The organism is Pseudomonas sp. JV414 (genome assembly GCF_032424305.1).
Taxonomy (GTDB): Bacteria; Pseudomonadota; Gammaproteobacteria; order Pseudomonadales; family Pseudomonadaceae; genus Aquipseudomonas; species Aquipseudomonas lini.
The window spans coordinates 258,777-276,628 of record NZ_VYKC01000017.1; the positions used below are offsets into that span (position 1 = coordinate 258,777).

At 58.6% G+C, this 17,852-nt stretch carries 17 protein-coding genes; 7 read left to right on the plus strand and 10 right to left on the minus strand.

The annotated features are described in order from the left end of the window. Positions 1–89: 89 nt before the first annotated feature. Positions 90–1,871 carry a SulP family inorganic anion transporter gene (locus F6R97_RS19015; protein WP_048396490.1) on the minus strand — a complete coding sequence of 594 codons (1,782 nt, stop codon included), beginning with the start codon at positions 1,869–1,871 and terminating at the stop codon, positions 90–92. A 49-nt stretch (positions 1,872–1,920) separates the two neighbouring features. Beyond that, positions 1,921–2,745, minus strand: coding sequence for a polyphosphate kinase 2 (ppk2, locus tag F6R97_RS19020; RefSeq protein ID WP_038981512.1), 825 nt, complete (start codon positions 2,743–2,745; stop codon positions 1,921–1,923). A 278-nt stretch (positions 2,746–3,023) separates the two neighbouring features. Here ppk2 and F6R97_RS19025 point away from each other — a divergent pair, with 278 nt between their 5' ends. Genes F6R97_RS19025 through F6R97_RS19035 form a run of 3 tightly spaced genes read left to right on the plus strand, consistent with a single transcriptional unit; the run spans position 3,024 to position 6,877 of the window. After that, positions 3,024–4,367: an aromatic acid/H+ symport family MFS transporter gene (locus tag F6R97_RS19025; protein WP_038981513.1), complete on the plus strand. Its 1,344-nt coding sequence runs from the start codon at positions 3,024–3,026 to the stop codon at positions 4,365–4,367. Between the two features lie 3 nt (positions 4,368–4,370). Then, positions 4,371–5,591 carry a benzoate/H(+) symporter BenE family transporter gene (locus F6R97_RS19030; RefSeq protein ID WP_315866933.1) on the plus strand — a complete coding sequence of 407 codons (1,221 nt, stop codon included), beginning with the start codon at positions 4,371–4,373 and terminating at the stop codon, positions 5,589–5,591. Between the two features lie 17 nt (positions 5,592–5,608). Next, positions 5,609–6,877 carry an OprD family porin gene (locus tag F6R97_RS19035; RefSeq protein WP_050681445.1) on the plus strand — a complete coding sequence of 423 codons (1,269 nt, stop codon included), beginning with the start codon at positions 5,609–5,611 and terminating at the stop codon, positions 6,875–6,877. 10 nt (positions 6,878–6,887) lie between these two features. On the opposite strand, the gene F6R97_RS19040 is transcribed toward F6R97_RS19035, so the two are convergent. After that, the gene (locus F6R97_RS19040; RefSeq protein WP_050681447.1) at positions 6,888–7,130 is read right to left on the minus strand and encodes a DUF2790 domain-containing protein; all 243 of its coding nucleotides are present in this window, start codon (positions 7,128–7,130) and stop codon (positions 6,888–6,890) included. Positions 7,131–7,388: 258 nt separating this feature from the next. On the opposite strand from F6R97_RS19040, the gene F6R97_RS19045 reads away from it, so the two are divergent. Together F6R97_RS19045 and F6R97_RS19050 are read left to right on the plus strand one after the other, a co-directional pair. Beyond that, a complete protein-coding gene (locus F6R97_RS19045; protein ID WP_038981517.1) occupies positions 7,389–8,078 on the plus strand; it encodes an energy-coupling factor ABC transporter permease in 690 nt (229 codons plus the stop codon). A 63-nt stretch (positions 8,079–8,141) separates the two neighbouring features. After that, a complete protein-coding gene (locus tag F6R97_RS19050; protein WP_007938959.1) occupies positions 8,142–8,357 on the plus strand; it encodes a hypothetical protein in 216 nt (71 codons plus the stop codon). Between the two features lie 9 nt (positions 8,358–8,366). Here F6R97_RS19050 and yacG read toward each other — a convergent pair whose 3' ends face one another. The 5 genes from yacG to pilB are packed head-to-tail and all read right to left on the minus strand — an operon-like array spanning position 8,367 to position 12,978. Then, the gene (gene yacG, locus F6R97_RS19055) at positions 8,367–8,567 is read right to left on the minus strand and encodes a DNA gyrase inhibitor YacG (RefSeq protein ID WP_038981518.1); all 201 of its coding nucleotides are present in this window, start codon (positions 8,565–8,567) and stop codon (positions 8,367–8,369) included. Continuing rightward, positions 8,564–9,187: a dephospho-CoA kinase gene (gene coaE / locus F6R97_RS19060; protein ID WP_315866934.1), complete on the minus strand. Its 624-nt coding sequence runs from the start codon at positions 9,185–9,187 to the stop codon at positions 8,564–8,566. The genes yacG and coaE overlap by 4 nt, the downstream gene beginning before the upstream one ends. Next, positions 9,184–10,056: a prepilin peptidase gene (locus F6R97_RS19065; RefSeq protein WP_038981520.1), complete on the minus strand. Its 873-nt coding sequence runs from the start codon at positions 10,054–10,056 to the stop codon at positions 9,184–9,186. Before F6R97_RS19065 ends, coaE begins: the two co-directional genes overlap by 4 nt. A 1-nt stretch (position 10,057) precedes the next feature. Further along, positions 10,058–11,275 (minus strand): type II secretion system F family protein, encoded by a 1,218-nt coding sequence (locus F6R97_RS19070; RefSeq protein ID WP_038981521.1) that lies wholly within the window; start codon positions 11,273–11,275, stop codon positions 10,058–10,060. A gap of 2 nt (positions 11,276–11,277) precedes the next feature. Then, on the minus strand, positions 11,278–12,978 hold the full coding sequence (pilB, locus tag F6R97_RS19075; RefSeq protein WP_315866935.1) for a type IV-A pilus assembly ATPase PilB: 1,701 nt from the start codon (positions 12,976–12,978) through the stop codon (positions 11,278–11,280). A gap of 226 nt (positions 12,979–13,204) precedes the next feature. Here pilB and F6R97_RS19080 point away from each other — a divergent pair, with 226 nt between their 5' ends. After that, entirely contained in the window at positions 13,205–13,615 is a 411-nt protein-coding gene (locus F6R97_RS19080) for a pilin (RefSeq protein WP_038981523.1), read from the plus strand. A 313-nt stretch (positions 13,616–13,928) separates the two neighbouring features. Beyond that, on the plus strand, positions 13,929–14,285 hold the full coding sequence (locus tag F6R97_RS19085) for a BON domain-containing protein (RefSeq protein ID WP_048396492.1): 357 nt from the start codon (positions 13,929–13,931) through the stop codon (positions 14,283–14,285). Positions 14,286–14,537: 252 nt separating this feature from the next. Here the strand turns inward: F6R97_RS19085 and F6R97_RS19090 are convergent, their stop codons facing one another. Both F6R97_RS19090 and F6R97_RS19095 read right to left on the minus strand, forming a co-directional pair. Next, positions 14,538–14,834: a DUF2845 domain-containing protein gene (locus F6R97_RS19090; protein WP_048396493.1), complete on the minus strand. Its 297-nt coding sequence runs from the start codon at positions 14,832–14,834 to the stop codon at positions 14,538–14,540. Next, positions 14,834–17,821, minus strand: a complete 2,988-nt coding sequence (locus F6R97_RS19095) for a DUF748 domain-containing protein (protein WP_315866936.1) — start codon at positions 17,819–17,821, stop codon at positions 14,834–14,836. The genes F6R97_RS19090 and F6R97_RS19095 overlap by 1 nt, the downstream gene beginning before the upstream one ends. Between the last annotated feature and the right edge of the window lie 31 nt (positions 17,822–17,852).

Genomic DNA, 17,852 nt, shown 5'->3' on the forward strand with positions numbered 1-17,852 from the left:
TGTAGAGAGTGGCAAAGACATGCGATCGGTAAGTCCAGCATAGACGCGCTGGCAATCTACGCGCTGGCTGCGGGTGTCTCCGCTGCCACTCAGTGATCCTGGTCCTGCCAATCCACCGGATGAATCATCAGATAGCTGTCGACTGCAGTACCTATTGTTGGAAAGAACGCCGTTTCACCAAGCCGCGCGAAAAGCCCGAATCGCTTCAGCTTGTCCTTGACCGGGTCCTTCATCTCGGCCACGCACAACTTGATACCCGCCGCGTGCAAGGTTTCGTCCAGTTCCGCCAACATGTCGGCGGAGGTCACGTCCACGCTGGTGACGGGTTCCGCCGCAACGACCAACCAGCGCACTGGCGTAGGCGATGCCGCGACGGCGTCGAGCACTCGGTCATGGAACAACTCGGCGTTGGCGAAAAACAACGGCGCATCCCAGCGAAACAGTACGAGGCCGGGTACAAGGCGCGCGTCGGGATAGCGTTTGATGTCGTGATAACCCTTGACGCCTTCCGCGCGTCCCAGAACGGCAGAGTAAGGGCGCCAGCCATCCCACAGAAATTCGATGACGGCGATCACGATGGCCAGGCCGATGCCCTCAATCGCACCCAGCACGGCCACGCCGACGGTGCAGACGATTGACAGCCAGAACTCCCAACGCTGGATTCGATAAATGCGTCGCAGGTCGGTGACCTCGATCAGGCCGATGGCGGAGGCGATCACCACAGCAGCCAGTGCGCTGGTGGGTAAATCCTTCAACAGATCCGGTGCCACCACCAGCAGTAAGGCAACAGCCAGCGCGCCGATGACTCCGGTCAGCTGGGTTTTGGCGCCTGCAGCCTCGGCCACGGGCGTCCGTGACGAACTGCTGCTGATTGGAAAACCCTGAAAAAAACCGGCGGCCAGGTTGGCAACGCCGAGCCCCACCATTTCCTGGTTCGGGTCCACATAGGTACGGGTTCGCGCCGCATAGACACGCGAGAGCACGCTGGTATCGGCGAACGAAACCAGGGCAACGGCGCAACCGCCGATCAGGACGGGGACAATATCAGCGCGAGTGATCCAGGGGATGGCGAACGCAGGCAAGCCTTGTGGAAGAGAACCGAGGACCGATATTCCTGCACGCGTGGCAAGGTCCAGCACACCCACGGCGACGGTCGCTCCTGCCACGGCGATCAGAATGCCCGGTATGCGCTTGTTGCCCTTGAGCAGCAGAATCACGGCCAAGGTGCCTGCGCCGACCATGAACGCGGTCCAGTTGGTTTTTCCCTCCATTATCGCTGTAGCGATCGCCCACAGGTTTCTCAGCGGGCCGTCGGATTCAATCGAAAAACCAAAAAACTTGGGCAGTTGGCTGATCAAAACCGTCAGCGCGATCCCGTTCATGTACCCGTAGCGGATCGGTTTGGAAAGAAGCTCCGTGACAAAACCCAGGCGCGCGATGCCGGCGAGGATGCACACCGCCCCCGACACGATCGCCATCATGCCCGCAAGGGCGATTGCACGATGCGGATCACCGCCGGACAGTGGCAGGACGACGGCGAGGATGACGGCAGCCAGCGATGAATCCGGCCCCAACACTAGAATCCGGCTGGGCCCGAACAGCGCATACGCGAGCAGCGGAACGATGGTCGCGTAAAGGCCATAGATGCCGGGTACGCCCGATGCCACCGCGTAGGCGATGCCGACAGGCACCAGCATCGTGGTCAGTACCAAACCGGCCACAAGGTCGTGCCTCAACCAGGCTATTTTGTATCCGCGTAGCGTGCGCAGTCCCGGTAGCCAGCGATCCCAACCGGCCTTGTCGCCGCCGGTATCTCGATGGGCAATCCGGCCGGGTTCCGGGACGGGAGGCGAAGCATCCGAATGGCTCATAGGACTGTGGCCCTTTGGTGTACAGCGCAGATCCGCTTGAACGTGCCGGTCAGAATTTTTCCGGAATTCGCCGCAGCGGATAATTCGGTTCACGATAGCCGCCTGATTTCTGCCGTTTGGGCAAAATCACCTTCTCGCGCGGTACATTCTTGTACGGAATGCGGCTGAGCAAATCAGAGATGATGTTGAGGCGGGCCCGCTTCTTGTCGTTTGAGTTGGCCACAAGCCACGGAGCATGTTCGGTGTCGGTCGCCTTGAACATGTCGTCACGTGCGCGTGAGTAGTCATACCAGCGGCTGTATGACTTGAGATCCATTGGCGTCAGTTTCCAGGTTTTGCGGCCATCCTTGATCCGCGCCTCGAGCCGGCGGGTCTGCTCCTCTTCGCTGACTTCCAGCCAGTACTTGAACAGGATTACGCCCGAGTCGACCATCATGCGTTCCATGAGGGGGGTCAGGCTCAGGAAACGGGTGACCTGCTCATCGGTACAAAATCCCATCACACGCTCGACCCCTGCGCGGTTGTACCAACTGCGATCGAAGATCACCACTTCGCCAGCCGCTGGCATGTGCGCCATGTAGCGCTGCATGTACATCTGGCTCTTCTCGCGATCGGTCGGTGCAGGTAGCGCCACCACCCGAAAGACGCGCGGGCTCACCCTCTCGGTGAGCGCCTTGATCGTCCCACCCTTGCCGGCGCCGTCGCGTCCCTCGAAGACGATACAGATCTTGATGCCCTTGGCTTTTACCCACTCCTGCAACTTGACCATTTCGACATGAAGTCGGCGTAACTGCTCAAGGTAGTCTTTGTTCTTCAGTTTCAAAGGTTCAGCGGCGTTACTTTTAACAGGGGTTTTCTTCTTGTCCTTTGCCATGACCCAAGCCTCACCTATGCCAGTCGTATTGCTTCGAGCAAAACTGGCGTCGTAGACGGCCCTCTGCTCTTGACGTTTAACTCCATACCAACCGCGTGAGTCTAGTCCATGGTTCAACCCTCTACAGGGTTACTGCAGGCTCCTTGAAACATTGCACTAAACGGATAGCGATCTGCGCAAAGCGGCTATTGCCCCGTGCCCGGCGTCTCTACCCTCGGCTGTACGGACGTTAGCCGCGTTACCGACTCTTAAAAAAACAACAACAAGAGATAGATGCCATGCGCAAGATCGACGTACATGAGGTTATCGACAACGCTCGATTCAACCGCTTTCACTGGATGGTGCTGTTCTGGTGCGCCCTGATCATCATCTTCGACGGATACGATTTGGTGATCTACGGCGTGGTGTTGCCGATGCTGATGAAAGAGTGGGGGCTCAGTCCCCTGCAAGCCGGCGCATTGGGCAGCTATGCCTTGTTCGGGATGATGTTCGGCGCGCTGTTTTTCGGTCCGCTGTCGGACAAGATCGGCCGCAAGAAAGCCATCACGATCTGCGTGGTGCTCTTCAGCGGTTTTACCGTGCTCAATGGTTTTGCCCGTAACCCCACCGAGTTTGGCCTCTGCCGGTTCATTGCCGGGCTGGGCATCGGCGGGGTGATGCCCAACGTTGTGGCGCTGATGAACGAGTACGCGCCGAAGAAAATTCGCAGCACGCTGGTGGCGATCATGTTCAGCGGCTACTCGGTGGGCGGCATGCTCTCGGCGGGGCTCGGCATCGTGCTGATCCCGAGTTTCGGCTGGCAGTCAGTGTTTTACGTGGCGGTGCTGCCGTTGCTGTTATTGCCGCTGATCATGTACTTCCTGCCCGAATCGGTGGGTTTCATGCTGCGTCAGGGGCGCAATGACGAGGCGCGCAACGTTCTGGAGCGGGTTGACCCGGCTTACGTTGCACTCGCCAGCGATCAGTTGCACATGAGCGAAGTGAAGGGCACTGGCACCCCGGTGTTGCAACTGTTCCGTGAGGGCCGTGCGTTGCGCACGCTGATGCTGTGGCTGGCGTTCTTCTGCTGCTTGCTGATGGTTTACGCCTTGAGTTCCTGGCTGCCGAAACTGATGGCCAACGCCGGTTACAGCCTGGGCTCGAGTCTGTCGTTCCTGCTGGTGCTCAACTTCGGGGCCATATTCGGCGCGGTCGGCGGCGGGGTGCTGGGTGACAAGCTCAATCTGCCGCGCGTGTTGGCGGTGTTCTTCGTTGTAGCTGCGGTATCGATCAGTTTGCTGGGCTTCAACAGTCCGATGCCGGTGTTGTACCTGCTGATCGCCCTTGCCGGCGCCACCACTATCGGCTCGCAGATTCTGTTGTACGCCTGCGCCGCACAGTTCTACTCCATGACCATTCGCTCCACCGGTTTGGGTTGGGCGTCGGGTATCGGCCGCAACGGTGCCATCGTCGGTCCACTGTTGGGCGGTGCCTTACTGGGGATCAGCCTGCCGCTGCAACTGAACTTCATGGCGTTTGCCTTGCCCGGTGCGGTGGCCGCCGTCGCCATGACTGTGTTCGCCATTAGCAGTCAGCGCAGCGCTTCTGGTGTCAGCCAAGTGCTGTCATCGACCGGCGCTTGAGTCATGAAAGCTCTATTGCGGGACTTTTCCCTGTCAGCCGCCGTCGCCGGATTTATCGCCACGGTGATTTCCTACGCAGGCCCGTTGGTGATCATCTTTCAGGCAGCTGAAACGGCACATCTCTCGCGGGAAGTGTTGTCGTCCTGGATCTGGGCGATTTCCATCGGCAGCGCCGTGCTCGGCATCGGTTTGAGCCTGCGTTACCGCGTCCCGGTAATCATCGCGTGGTCGGCACCGGGTTCGGCATTGCTGGTGGCATTGTTGCCGGGAATCTCCATGCCGGAGGCGGTGGGTGCTTATCTGGTCAGCAGCCTGATTGTCTTTCTGGTCGGGGTGTCGGGGGCTTTTGACCGGATCATCGGCAAACTGCCCGCGGCGATTGCGGCGGCGATGCTGGCGGGGATTCTGTTCAGCTTCGGTACGGGGTTGTTCGTCTCGCTACAAGGCAAGCCGCTGCTGGTGCTGGCGATGTTTGCCACGTACCTGATCTGCAAGCGGGTGATGCCGCGCTATGCGGTGTTGATGGTGCTGCTGGTGGGCTGTTCCATCGCGTATCTCGCAGGTGATTTGCACCGCGAAGCGCTGGTGATCGGTTTGGCCACGCCGGTATGGATCACCCCCGTGTTCAGCCTGAGCGCGACCCTGAATGTCGCGTTGCCGCTGGTGATGGTGGCGCTGACCGGCCAGTTTGTTCCCGGCATGGCGGTGCTGCGTGCCAGCGGCTACACAACGCCGGCGGGCCCGATCATCGCCAGTAGCGCGTTGGGCACTGCGCTGTTAGCGCCGTTTGGTTGTCACGGGTTGAATCTGGCGGCGATTACCGCGGCCATTTGTACCGGTCGCGAGGCCCATGAAAATCCGCGTAAACGCTATGTGGCCGGGGTCGTGGGCGGGCTGTGTTACCTGGTGCTGGGGATCTTCGGTGCCACGCTGGTTTCGTTGTTTTCGGCGTTCCCCAAGGAACTGATCGCGGCCCTGGCCGGGCTGGCGCTGTTCGCGGCGATAGCCGGGGCGTTGGCCGGCGCAATGGCGGTACCGAGCGATCGCGAAGCCGCGTTGGTGACCTTTCTCACCACCGCCTCGGGCATGTCGCTGTTTGGTCTGTCCGCCGCTTTCTGGGGATTGATTTTCGGCATGGTCACGCACGTGCTGTTGAGCGCGGGGCGTCCCGTCCCACGCAGCGAAACCGCTGCGACTGAAGTACTTCAACCTGTCGATCAATAAAAATAAGAGAAAAAACGATGAAACAGATTCTTCCAACAACCGGTTCAGTGTTGTCCCTGGCGTTCGTCTCGATTTTTTCCAGTGGCGTGATGGCTGCCGAGGGAGGCTTCATCGAAGACACCACGGCCACCTTGCAGGCGCGTAACTATTACTTCAGCCGGGACTTCTCGGACATCGTCGGGGCCAATCAACAGTCGAAGGCCGAAGAGTGGGCGCAAGGCTTCATCCTCAACGTCAAATCCGGTTATACCCAGGGCCCGGTCGGTTTTGGTGTGGATGTCATTGGCCTGCTCGGCCTCAAGCTCGACAGCAGTCCGGACCGGGTCAACACCGGTTTGCTGCCGGTGCGCGATAACGGGCGCGCAGCGAATGAGTACAGCCGTCTGGAAGGTGCGCTGAAGATGCGTTACTCCAAGACCGAGCTGAAAGTGGGTGAGTTGCAACCCAACGTGCCGGTGCTGGCCTTCAGCGATATCCGGTTGCTGCCGCCCAGCTATCAGGGCGCGAGCATCAGCTCCAATGAGATTGATGGGCTGACCTTGCAAGGTGGCCACTTGAATTCGACCAGCCTGCGCAACGAGGCCGGCGACGAAAAGATGCAAGCCATGCTCGGTCATGTACCGCAGCGTCAGGTCAGCAGCGATGGTTTCAACTTTGCTGGCGCCGATTACGCCTTCAATGACAAACGCAGCTCGGTCAGCGCCTGGTTCGGGCAACTGGAAGATATCTACAACCAGCGCTTTCTCGGCCTCAAGCACAGCGAGCCGATGGGCGACTGGACCCTGGGCGCCAACCTTGGCTATTACGATTCGCGTGAAGACGGCAAAAAGTTGCTGGGCAATATCGACAACCAGGCGTTCTTCTCCTTGCTGTCGGCCAAGCGCGGCGGCCACACGTTTTATGTCGGCTATCAGGGCATGTTCGGCGACAGCGCCTTCCCGCGAGTTTTTGCCAACATCTCGCCACTGGGCAATGAAGTGCCGACCTACGAGTTTGCCTTCACCGATGAACGCTCCTGGCAGGCACGTTACGACTACGATTTCGCGGCCCTCGGCGTGCCGGGGCTGACCAGCACCGTGCGCTACATCACCGGCAACAATGTCGATACCGGCAAAGGCTTTGAAGGCAAGGACCGCGAGCGCGATCTGGATATCGGCTATGTGCTGCAGAGCGGCAGTCTCAAAGGCCTCGGGATCCGTGTTCGCAACGTCATGGCGCGCTCCAACTACCGCAGCGATATCGACGAAAACCGCCTGATCCTCAGTTACACCTGGAAGCTGTTATGAACCAGGGCGATCACAGATCAGTGGTGCAGTCACCCATGACTTCGTACGTCACGCGATGGGTCTGGCCCTGATGATCGACATACTCCATGGTCGCAGGCACAACCCCGCAGGCGGTTGCGGTGTTCGTCACTGAAACCACCTTGGCGATGTCCATCGGCTGCGCCGGGTTGTACGAGGTGGCGGCTGGCTCGTTGCCGGCGGCCAGGGCCGAGGTGGCGGCGAGGGTCAGAAACAGGCTGATCAAGGTTTTCATTTTTCTGTGCTCCGTGTCGATTCCGATGCTTGGATTTTAGTCTTTGCCCGCAATCGATAAAGGGGCCTGGGTCTGATTCAGCCTTGCAGGAAACGTAACAATCGCGGCCTCTTTTTGATTGTGTAGATATCCGTTTCTTCGGTAACGGATATGCCCCAATCGTAAAACGACCCTACGGAGCAAAGTCGAAGGGCGTACAAAGGGCGGTGTAGACTGAAGCCCTGTTCTCTTTCGGCAGACAAGGGAGTGTGCCCAGCCATGATCGGTGCCGAGTTACTGTCCTCCGAAACCCTGACGGTGGGGTGGTTGATCTATGTACCGGTGCTGATCTGGGCTATTGCGCGAGCCCCTTGGGTCGAACTGTTCAGCGACAGCCGCCGTCAGCATCTGTTGTTCGGCACGGTGTTCGCGCTGTTCATGCTCTGGCTGGTGCGACGGGACTTCGACACGGGCGTGTCCTATCACTTCATCGGCATGACGGCGGTGACATTACTGCTGGATTGGCCGTTGGCGATTGTCGGCGGGTTGGTCGCGCAAGCGGGATTGGTGCTGCTCGGTCGGCAGGACATGGCGGCCATGGGGGTCAATGGCGCGTTGCTGATTCTGCTGCCGGTGCTGATTACCGAGTGCTGCGCGATTCTGGTCGAGCGCGCGCAGCCGCGTAATCCTTTTGTGTACATCTTCTGTTCCGGTTTTTTTGCCGCTGCGTTGTCGGCCCTGTTGTGTTTGATTCTGGCGCTCACATTGCTGTGGTACGACGAACGTTTCGCCATGCCCTATTGGCTGGAAGATTTTGTCGGTTATCTATGGCTGCTGATTTTTCCCGAAGCATTTATCAACGGCATGGTGGTCAGCGCATTGGTGGTGTTCTGCCCCGAATGGCTGGAGACGTTCAATCGCACGCGCTACCTTTCGGCGCCCTGGAAGGACGACGATCCCAAATCTTGATCCACATCAAATCCAAAAAACGTTGCCGAATCCATGCTCTGGAAAACCTTCAGGAGCAATGGCATGAGTGTGTATGAGTGGGCCCGGCAGGAGTTGCGTCAGAGTCTGGATGTGGCGCAAGAGGTGGGCTTCGATCCGGGATTGAGCCTGCGCGCCTTGCTCAGTGCGGTGGTGCAGCAGAGCAAGGCGGTACGCAATATCGAAGACCTGGCCGATGAGTTGCGGTTTCTCGCCGAGAACCTCGACGAGGGCCAGGACTATGGCTTTATGCGGCCCTGAGGGGCGTGATCAGTGACGCGGGTCGAAGTCTTCGCTGAACATTTCGTCCTCGGCATCCGGGCCCACCGGGATCTTGTGTTCTTCCGACGCCCAGGCGCCCAGGTCGATCAGTTTGCAGCGGTCCGAGCAGAACGGCCGGAATGTGTTCTCGGGGCTCCATTCGACAGGGGCGCCACAGGTTGGGCAATCGACGGTTGGGGTTTGGCTCATGACTGGCCTCCACGCAAAGTAAGGTAAAAGTGATGCAGGCGTTCGACCTCGCTGTGCAGCCAGGCGAGGTCGCGGTCGTTGACCACCACATCGTCGGCATGGCTCACGCGGTCCTGTCGGCTGGACTGGGCCTTGAGGATCGCCTGGACCTGCTGTTCGCTGGTCTGGTCACGCTGCAGCGTGCGTTCGATCTGTAACTGTTCCGGAGCATCGATCACCAAAACCCGTTGGGTCATGGCGTACTGCCCGGACTCGATCAGCAGCGGCGAAACCAGAATCGCGTAAGACGATTGTGCCTTGGACAGATGGTGGGTGATTTCTTCGGCGATCAGCGGATGCAGCAGTGCTTCGAGCCAGCGGCGTTCATCCGGCACTTCGAAGATCAGCTTGCGCAGCGCCGCGCGATCCAGTTGGCCGTCGGCTTGCAGCACGCCGGGGCCAAAGTGCTCGGCGATCTTCGCCAGTGCCGGGCGACCGGGTTCGACCACCCAGCGAGCCGCATGATCAGCGTCGACCACGTGCACACCCAGGTCGATAAAGTGTTGGGCGGCCGCGCTTTTGCCGCTGCCGATGCCGCCGGTAAGGCCGAGAATCCAGGGTTTTTCCACAGGGGTATTCATTTCAAACCGACAAACTGCCAATAGAAGCCGGTTATTTGACCACCCCAGAGCAAGGCAATCCAGCCGGAAATGGCCAGATAGGGGCCAAAGGGCAGCGGCGTCGAGGTTTTCGCATCCCGCAGGCGCAGCAAAATCACCCCGATGATGGCGCCCAGCAACGATGACAGCAGGATGGTCAGCGGCAAGATCTGCCAGCCGCCCCAAGCGCCAAGCATCGCCAAGAGCTTGAAGTCACCGTAGCCCATGCCGTCCTTGCCGGTGATCAGCTTGAACAGCCAGAACACCGTCCACAGCGCCATGTAGCCGGCCACCGCGCCCCAGAGCGCGTCATGCAGAGACACGAAGAGCCCGAAGCTGTTGACGATCAACCCCAGCCATATCAACGGCAGCACCAGCACGTCCGGCAACAGCTGGTGTTCGGCGTCGATCAGGCTCATCGCCAACAGGCCCCAGCTCAGGACCAGCACCATGCAGGCCTGCCAGCCGAAACCGAAATGCCAGGCGACGAACGCCGACAGTACGCCGCAGGCCAGTTCGGTCAGCGGGTAACGTTTGCTGATCGGCGTCGCGCAGTTCGAGCATCGCCCACGTAAAAACAGATAACTGAGTACGGGAATGTTTTCCCACGCTCGAATCCGATGGCCGCAGTCGGGGCACTCGGAGTGAGGCAGTATCAGGTTGTAAGCCGGGCCGGGGGCTTCGGGTGGCAAATCCAGGACGTCATGGGCTTGCAAGCGCCATTCACGCTCAAGCATTTTCGGCAGGCGCCAAACCACCACGTTGAGGAAACTGCCGATCAGCAAGCCGATCACCAATGCGGTGATCGTAAAGGCCAGCGGGTCGAGACTCAAAAATTCGTTCACGGACATATCAGATCGCTGAGCCGAGTTGGAAGATGGGCAGGTACATCGCAACCACCAGGCCGCCGACGATAACCCCCAGCACCACCATGATGAAAGGCTCCATCAGACTGGTCAGGTTGTCGACCATGTTATCCACTTCGTCCTCATAGAAACTCGCGACTTTGTCGAGCATGTCGTCCAGTGCGCCGGACTCTTCGCCGATGGCCGTCATCTGGATCGCCATGTTCGGAAAGATGCCGGAGGTGCGCATGGCAAAATTCAGCTGCATGCCGGTGGAAACATCCTGCTTGATGCGTAACACCGCTCGCTTGAACACGATGTTGCCGGTCGCGCCTGCCACTGAATCCAGGGCTTCGACCAGTGGCACCCCGGCGGCAAATGTCGTCGACAAGGTGCGGGCGTAACGGGCCACGGCGGACTTGTACATGAGCGCGCCAACCAACGGCAGTTTCAGCAGCCAGGTGTCCATCCGGTCCCGAAAGCCCGGGGACTTTTTAAAGGCATGGCGGACGCCGAAGACCAGCGCGCCCAGCATGCCGAGCACCATCCACCACCAGGCCTGCAGGAACTCCGACAAGCCGATGACCATCACGGTGAACCCTGGCAGCTCGGCGCCAAACCCCGAGAACACCGACTCGAACTGCGGCACAACCTTGACCAGCAGAATACCGGTCACAATGATCGCGACGAACACCACCGCCAGCGGGTAGGTCATGGCTTTCTTGATCTTGGCCTTGAGGCTTTCGCTCTTTTCCTTGTAGGTCGCCACCCGTTCCAGCAAGGTATCCAGGGCGCCGGCCTGTTCGCCGGCATCCACCAGGTTGCAGTACAGCTCATCGAAATACTGGGGCTTTTTGCGCAGGGCGGCGGCGAAACTGTTACCGGCCGCGACTTCCTGTTTCACCTCGTCCACCAGCTTGCGCATGTTCGGGTTGTCGAAGCCCTCGCCGATAATGTCGAACGATTGCAGCAGCGGTACGCCGGCTTTCATCATGGTCGCCATCTGCCGGGTAAACAGGGCAATGTCCAGGGCCTTGATGCGTTTGCCGGCACTGAAAATGGACGCGGTTTTTTTCCGCACCTTGCCCGGGTTGATCCCTTGCTTGCGTAACTGAGCCTTGATCAGCGCGGGATTCTGGCCGGTCAATTCGCCGGTCATTCTTGTGCCTTTTTTGTCTGTGCCTTCCCAGGCATATACGCTTATTTTCGCTGCTTTGACCGCCATGTTCAGTCCTTCGTGACCCGGTTGATTTCTTCAAGGCTGGTGATGCCTTGCATGGCCTTGAGCAGGCCCGAAGTACGCAGGTCGTTGAAGCCGTCCTTACGCATCTGGATGTCGATTTCCAGTGAATTGCCTTCGGCCATGATCAGCCGCTGCAGGTCTGGGGTGTTCTTTACCACTTCATAAATCCCTACTCGCCCTTTGTAACCGTTGTTGCACTGATCGCAACCGACCGGTTCATAGATCGTGAACGAGCCGATGCGTTCCTCGGGAAAGCCTTCTTTGAGCAATGCCTCGCGGGGAATCTCGATGGGCTTTTTGCAATGACTGCACAGTTTGCGCGCCAGGCGCTGGGCGATGATCAGGCTGACCGAGGTCGCGATGTTGAACCCCTGAATCCCCATGTTGTGCAGGCGGGTCAGGGTTTGCGCGGCGCTGTTGGTGTGCAGGGTGGAAAGCACCATGTGCCCGGTCTGGGCAGCCTTGATGGCGATTTCGGCGGTTTCGAGGTCGCGGATTTCGCCGACCATGATCACATCCGGGTCCTGACGCAGAAACGAGCGCAACGCCTGGGCGAAATCCAGTCCCTGCCTCGGATTGACGTTGACCTGGTTGATGCCTTCAATGTTGATTTCTACCGGGTCTTCGGCGGTGGAAATATTGATGTCGACGGTGTTGAGGATGTTCAGCCCGGTATAGAGCGACACGGTCTTGCCCGAGCCGGTGGGGCCGGTCACCAGGATCATCCCCTGTGGCTGCTTGAGGGCGGCCATGTACAGGTCTTTCTGGTCGGGTTCGTAGCCGAGGGCATCGATGCCCATTTGGGCACTGGACGGGTCGAGGATCCGTATCACCACTTTCTCGCCCCATAAGGTCGGCAGAGTGTTGACCCGAAAGTCGATGGACTTGCTTTTGGACAGGTGCATCTTGATTCGCCCGTCCTGGGGTTTGCGTCGCTCGGAGATGTCGAGGCTGGCCATGATCTTCAGCCGGGACGCAATTCGGTTGGCCAGTTGTGTCGGCGGCCTGGCGACCTCCCGCAGCATGCCATCGGTGCGCATCCGCACGCGGTAGATTTTTTCATAGGGCTCGAAATGCAGGTCGGAAGAGCCGCTCTTGATCGCATCGAGCAGCATCTTGTGGACGAATCGCACCACGGGCGCGTCATCAGTATCTTGCCCTGCAATGGGGTCCTGTTTCTGCTCATCGACCGACTCGATGTCCAGCCCGTCGAGGTCGATATCGGCCATGTCTTCCAGGCCAGTGGAGTGGTTGTCGAAGAATTTTTCGATGGCGTCGCTGAGCTTGTCTTCCTCCACCAGAATGGCTTCGGTACTCAGCCCGGTGCTGAACTGGATGTCGTTGATGGCTTGATGATTGGTCGGGTCGGAAATCCCCACGAACAGCTTGTTACCACGCCGCCAGAGGGGCAGGGCGTGGTGCTGACGGATCAGCTTCTCGCTGACCAGCCCTCGGGGTTGGGTGTCCTTGTCCAGGCAGTTGAGGTCCAGCAGGGCCATGCCGAAATGTTCCGAGGCCACCTCGGCGACCTGCCAGCTTTTCAGCAGCTTGTTTTGCACCAGATAGCTGACCAGCGAAATTCGATTGCGTTGGGCCTGCTGATACGCCTGTTGCGCACTTTGGTCAGTGATCAGTTCGGCCAGCACCAATTGCTTGGCCAGACCGCTAAGGGCGATGTCATTCATTGGGATTCCGGACGCAGGCGGTTAATGTCTTATAGCCTAGTCAAGCAGTGGAACCAAACCAGCCGGGGTGAGGTGACAAAAAGTGTCAGATAGTGCGGATCCTTGGGGTAGGAAAGGTCTTTAGCGTGATCTCGCGCCCCGCAGGCAGGGGCGCGCGCGGCTTGGCATGACCTGTGCTGTGCCTTGTTCAGATCATGAGATTTCGACTCATGCATGGAGCCTGTCTATGAAAAATCAAAATGGTTTTACCCTGATTGAACTGCTGATCGTGGTGGCGATCATCGGGATTCTGGCAACGTTCGCATTGCCGCAGTATTCGAAGTACCAGGCGCGGGCGAAAGTAACCGCTGCCCTTGCAGAAATTTCGGCACTGAAAGTGCCTTTCGAAGACATCATCAACCAGGGCACTAACCCCACCCTCGCACTGATCGGCGGTACGGTGACCACCGGTAATTGCACGATTACGGCATCGGGTACCGCCGCTGACGGTGCAGGCACTATTGGCTGCACGATTCTCAACGCTCCAGGGCCGGTGCTCAGCAAAACCATTACGCTTACACGTACACTCACCGGTGGCTGGACATGTGCCACCACGGCTGAACAGGAATACGCGCCTAAAGGCTGCACTGGCGCCTGATCCATTTTCATCCTTCAAAGGCCCCGCGCCACGACGCGGGGCATTTTTTTGCTCGGCATTTAAGGGCGATTTAGATAATCAAGAAAATCCCGACAATTCATGGCCTTAGGCCTGCGTTAAAACCCGCAAGTTGCATGTAGATAATTTCGTAGTCATGCAATTTGCATGATTTCGAAAGTCACCTATTTTTATAAGCTGTTGATTTGCAAGTATTTATTTTTTATCGAGTCGTTGGCACAGCGTTCGCACTATCTCCTGTAACCCTGCTGACAAGACACGCAGCAGACTTTCCAGAAATACAGGAGTTACTCGTATGAAGAAGTTCGCTATCGCTGCCGCTACTGCTACCGCGTTGACCCTGACCATGGCCAACGCTGCATTTGCACAGACCACCCAAGCGACTCAGGCACCCATGATGCTGGCCGCCGGTGAAGTTACTGAAGCGAAAGAGGATGTTTCCGATACCTGGATCACGACCAAAGTCAAAGCAGACCTGGTAACCGAAAAAGGCATCCCAGGCACCGACATCAAAGTCGAAACCAACAAAGGCGTTGTTTCCCTGTCTTCCATGACTGTTCTGACAGACGCTCAGAAAACAACCGCCGTGGCTATCGCCAAGAACATCAAAGGTGTCAAAGCGGTATCCGCTGACGGCCTGAAATCCGAGTAAGACAAGGCTTCTCGCCTGGACCGGGAGAAGGTGCGGTAGACGGGCCGAGTCATACGTCTGCCGCTACTTGAGAGTTCATGCGAAGGCCACAAGGACGTGGCCATTACAGGCCCCGGCATCCGTGTCGGGGCCTGTTCTATTTTGGGGAACAAAGATCAAAAGAAAGATCAAAAGATCGCAGCCTTCGGCAGCTCCTACATGGGAATGAGTACACCTGTAGGAGCTGCCGAAGGCTGCGATCTTTTGATCTGTTCAGTTGCCACGCTTGCTGGTGATTCGAACCAGCCGGTTTCCTTCAAAGCGCAGGTACTGGTACATCCCGCTGTTGGGCCCGTAGGTCCATTCCTCGACCTGAAACTCTTCCCGCCGATTGGCGCTGCGCTTGTAGCCCAACACGTCGCGGGCAACAGGCTCTCCGCATTTTTGCAGCACTTCGTCGGCCCTGTCCCCGACGCTGATCAATTGACTACCGCAGCGCAAGGTGTCGGCCGCCGCTGCCTGGCCGGCAATCAGCATCAGAGCCAGGCTCAAAAGCCAGCGAGTGCCCATCACTCGGCATCCAGGTGCAAAGGCGTGATAACCCGGCCATCGCTTTCTGCTTCGCCGAGGCTGGCGTCGATGAAGTACACGCGGTCATCGGCCAACTGACCCTTGTCCACCAGATAATCCTTGATGCTGCTGGCTCGTTCTTGCCCGAGTTGACGCAACAGCACCTCGCTGGAGCTCCAGAACGCGATCACGCCTTCACGCATTTTTTTACTGCGCTCTTCCTTGCCCAAGTCCTTCCATTCGGCAGGCGGCTGAGTCTTGAGGCGTGTGCGGTAGATCCCTTCAAGCAGCGGGCCTTTCTCGTTGTCCGGCACTTCCAGCAACGAGGCCTGGGCCGGTACTTTGTCACCGCGGCGCTGGAGCATTTTGTAGTAGTTGTACTGGTATTCCCGCTCCAGACGTTGCTCGGCAATCAGCGGGCCATCGCTGCTCTTGGCGGCGGTGCCTTCGATTTCCAGGCGCAGGGCCGGACGCTCCTTGAGCGCCTGAGACAGTTTGACCAGCGCCGCTTCAGCGTCTTTGCTCAGGTCGCTTGAACCCGGTGCGAATGCCACGGTGCCCAAGTTTTCCGAACCACCACCGCTGACCAGTCCGCCAATCATTTTGAATGGCGCTGCGGCCGCTTTCACGATCAGGTTGCGCAGGGTCTGCCAGATAATAGGCATGACACTGAACTGTGGATTGTTCAGGTCGCCGCTCACCGGCAGCTCGATGGAAATCTTGCCGTCGACATCCTTGAGCAAGGCAATCGCCAATTTCAGCGGCAGGCTCACTGCGTCCGGGCTGTCGACCTTTTCACCCAGTTGCAACTGCTCGACCACCACTTTGTTTTCGGCCAGGAGCTGACCGTTGGTGATCTTGTAATGCAGGTCGAGATTGAGTCGGCCCTTGCGGATACGGTAACCGGCGAACTTGCCGGAGTAGGGCGTCAAGGTGGTCAGTTCCATCCGTTTGAAACTGGTGGCGATGTCCAGGCTGGCCATCGGGTCGAACGGGTTGACCGAACCCTTGATGGTCACCGGCGCATAGCGGTCGACCTTGCCTTTGACGTCGACACTGGCCGGTTTTGCCTGGCGGCTGTCGATGGTGCCGATCTTCCCGTTGAGCTGTTGAACAGCAGTGGCGAAGTTCGGGGTCAGGCTGAAGTCGGCGAAGTTTGCCGAACCATCATTGATGGCTATGCCGCCAATGTGGATGCCCAGCGGTTTTTCTTTTCCGGCTGCCGGTTTGGCCGCGGCGGCTGTGGTGCCGGAATCGGCCGGTTGCGGGATCAGCAGGTCATCAATGTTGGTGGTGCGATCATCGTTGATCATGAAGCGCGCATAGGGCTGGAACAGGTTGACCTTGTCGATCGACAGGCTGTCGCCATGCTGATAGTTCAGACCTTCGAGCACCAACTGTTGCCACTTGAGGAAGTCGCGGGTCTTCAGGGTGTCGAGGGTATGCAGTTGATCGACCTGGGCTTTACCTGTGACGCTGAACGCCAACGGTTCGGTGCTTTTCAGGTCGACCGCCAGATCACTGCCCAGCATGCCGCTGCGCAGTTCGAGACGAATGAACGGGTTGATGTAGGACTGGGCGACGCGCAGATCGATGTCCTTGGTCTGCACGTTCAGTTTGGCGCTGATCGGGGCCAGATTGACCACGCCATCTGCTGTTATCTTGCCTTGCTTGCCCACGCCGGTGTCGAGCTTGAGGTTGAAAGGTGAGCCATTGAGGCTGTCGAAATTTTGCAGGTCCAGGTTCAGCGGGCCCAGCTCCAGCGCCACCTCCGGTTGGGCCTTGCGGTCGGCAAGGTGCACCTGATAATCACGTAGCTGCACGTCTTTGAGCAGAACCTGCCAAGGCTTGCTCGGCGCGGTCGGTTCAGGCTTCGGCGAATCGGCTACTGCCGGCGCGCTGGCTGGCTCGGCATTGGCTTTGTTGGCCGCTTTGGACGGCTGGCTGGCGAACAGTTTTTGCCAATCGAGTTGCCCATCGGCTTCGAGGGCGGCCCAGGTTTCCAGTTTCTGGCTGCGGATCTTGCCGACCACCACTTGCTGTTTGGCCAGGTCCACGGTGGTTTCGCTGATGTCCAGCCGCTCGAGCTTCGCCAGCGGTCGACCGTCCGCAGTCTTGATGGCGAATGGCGCGACGCTGACGGCAACGTTGCTCAGCAGCAGTTCGGTTTCCTTGGCCAGGTTGAGTTTGTAGTCGGTGCTGAGGCTGACCACGCCATCTTCGAGTGCGAGCGGCACAGCATCGCGCACATAGGGCCAAAAGGATTTCATCTTGCCGTCGGTGATTTTCAGCTTACCTTCGGAGGCGATCGGGATCAGGCTGAAGTTACCGGTCCAGTCGATCTGTCCACCTGCCGGGCCGATGGCCACCAACGTCATGTCGGCGCTGTCTTCGGGCAAGGTGCTGAGGTTTTTCAGTTCGAAATCGAGTTTGTCGTAGAGGAATTCGATGGGTTCGCTGGGGCGTGCATCCTCGAAATGGACGGAGCCGCTGACCAGTTTGATCCGTTCCACGCGCAGCGGGAATGGCTTGGCTTGCGGATCGACCGGGGTCGGTTCGCTGGCGGGGATTTTGAACAGGCCGAGCAGGTTGAGTTTGCCGTCCTTGCTGAAGAGGATTTCGGTCTTGGGTTTGTCCAGTTCGATATCGGACAGGTGCAGCGCCTTGGTCCAGAGGCTGTCGATCTGCAAGTTGGCGTATAGACGTTCGAAGCCCACTTGCTCCTTGCCCGGCTCGCCGATGACCAGACCCCAGAGGGTGACTTCGAGGCTGAATGGGTTGAGTTCGATCCGTGAAATCGTCGCGGGCGTCGTGGCGTAGTTGGCCAATTGTTGGTTGGCGATTCGCAACGCGATGCCCGGCAAAATCAGAAACCCCAGCAGGCTATAAAGAGCCAGGGCAGTCAACAAGGCGCCGATAGCGCGAATCAATCCTTTGGGCATGTGCGGCTTCATTTGTCGGAATCGGAGTGCCTTGGAGTATGGCATGCGTTTGCGGTTCCGAAGCAACCAGGCTTTA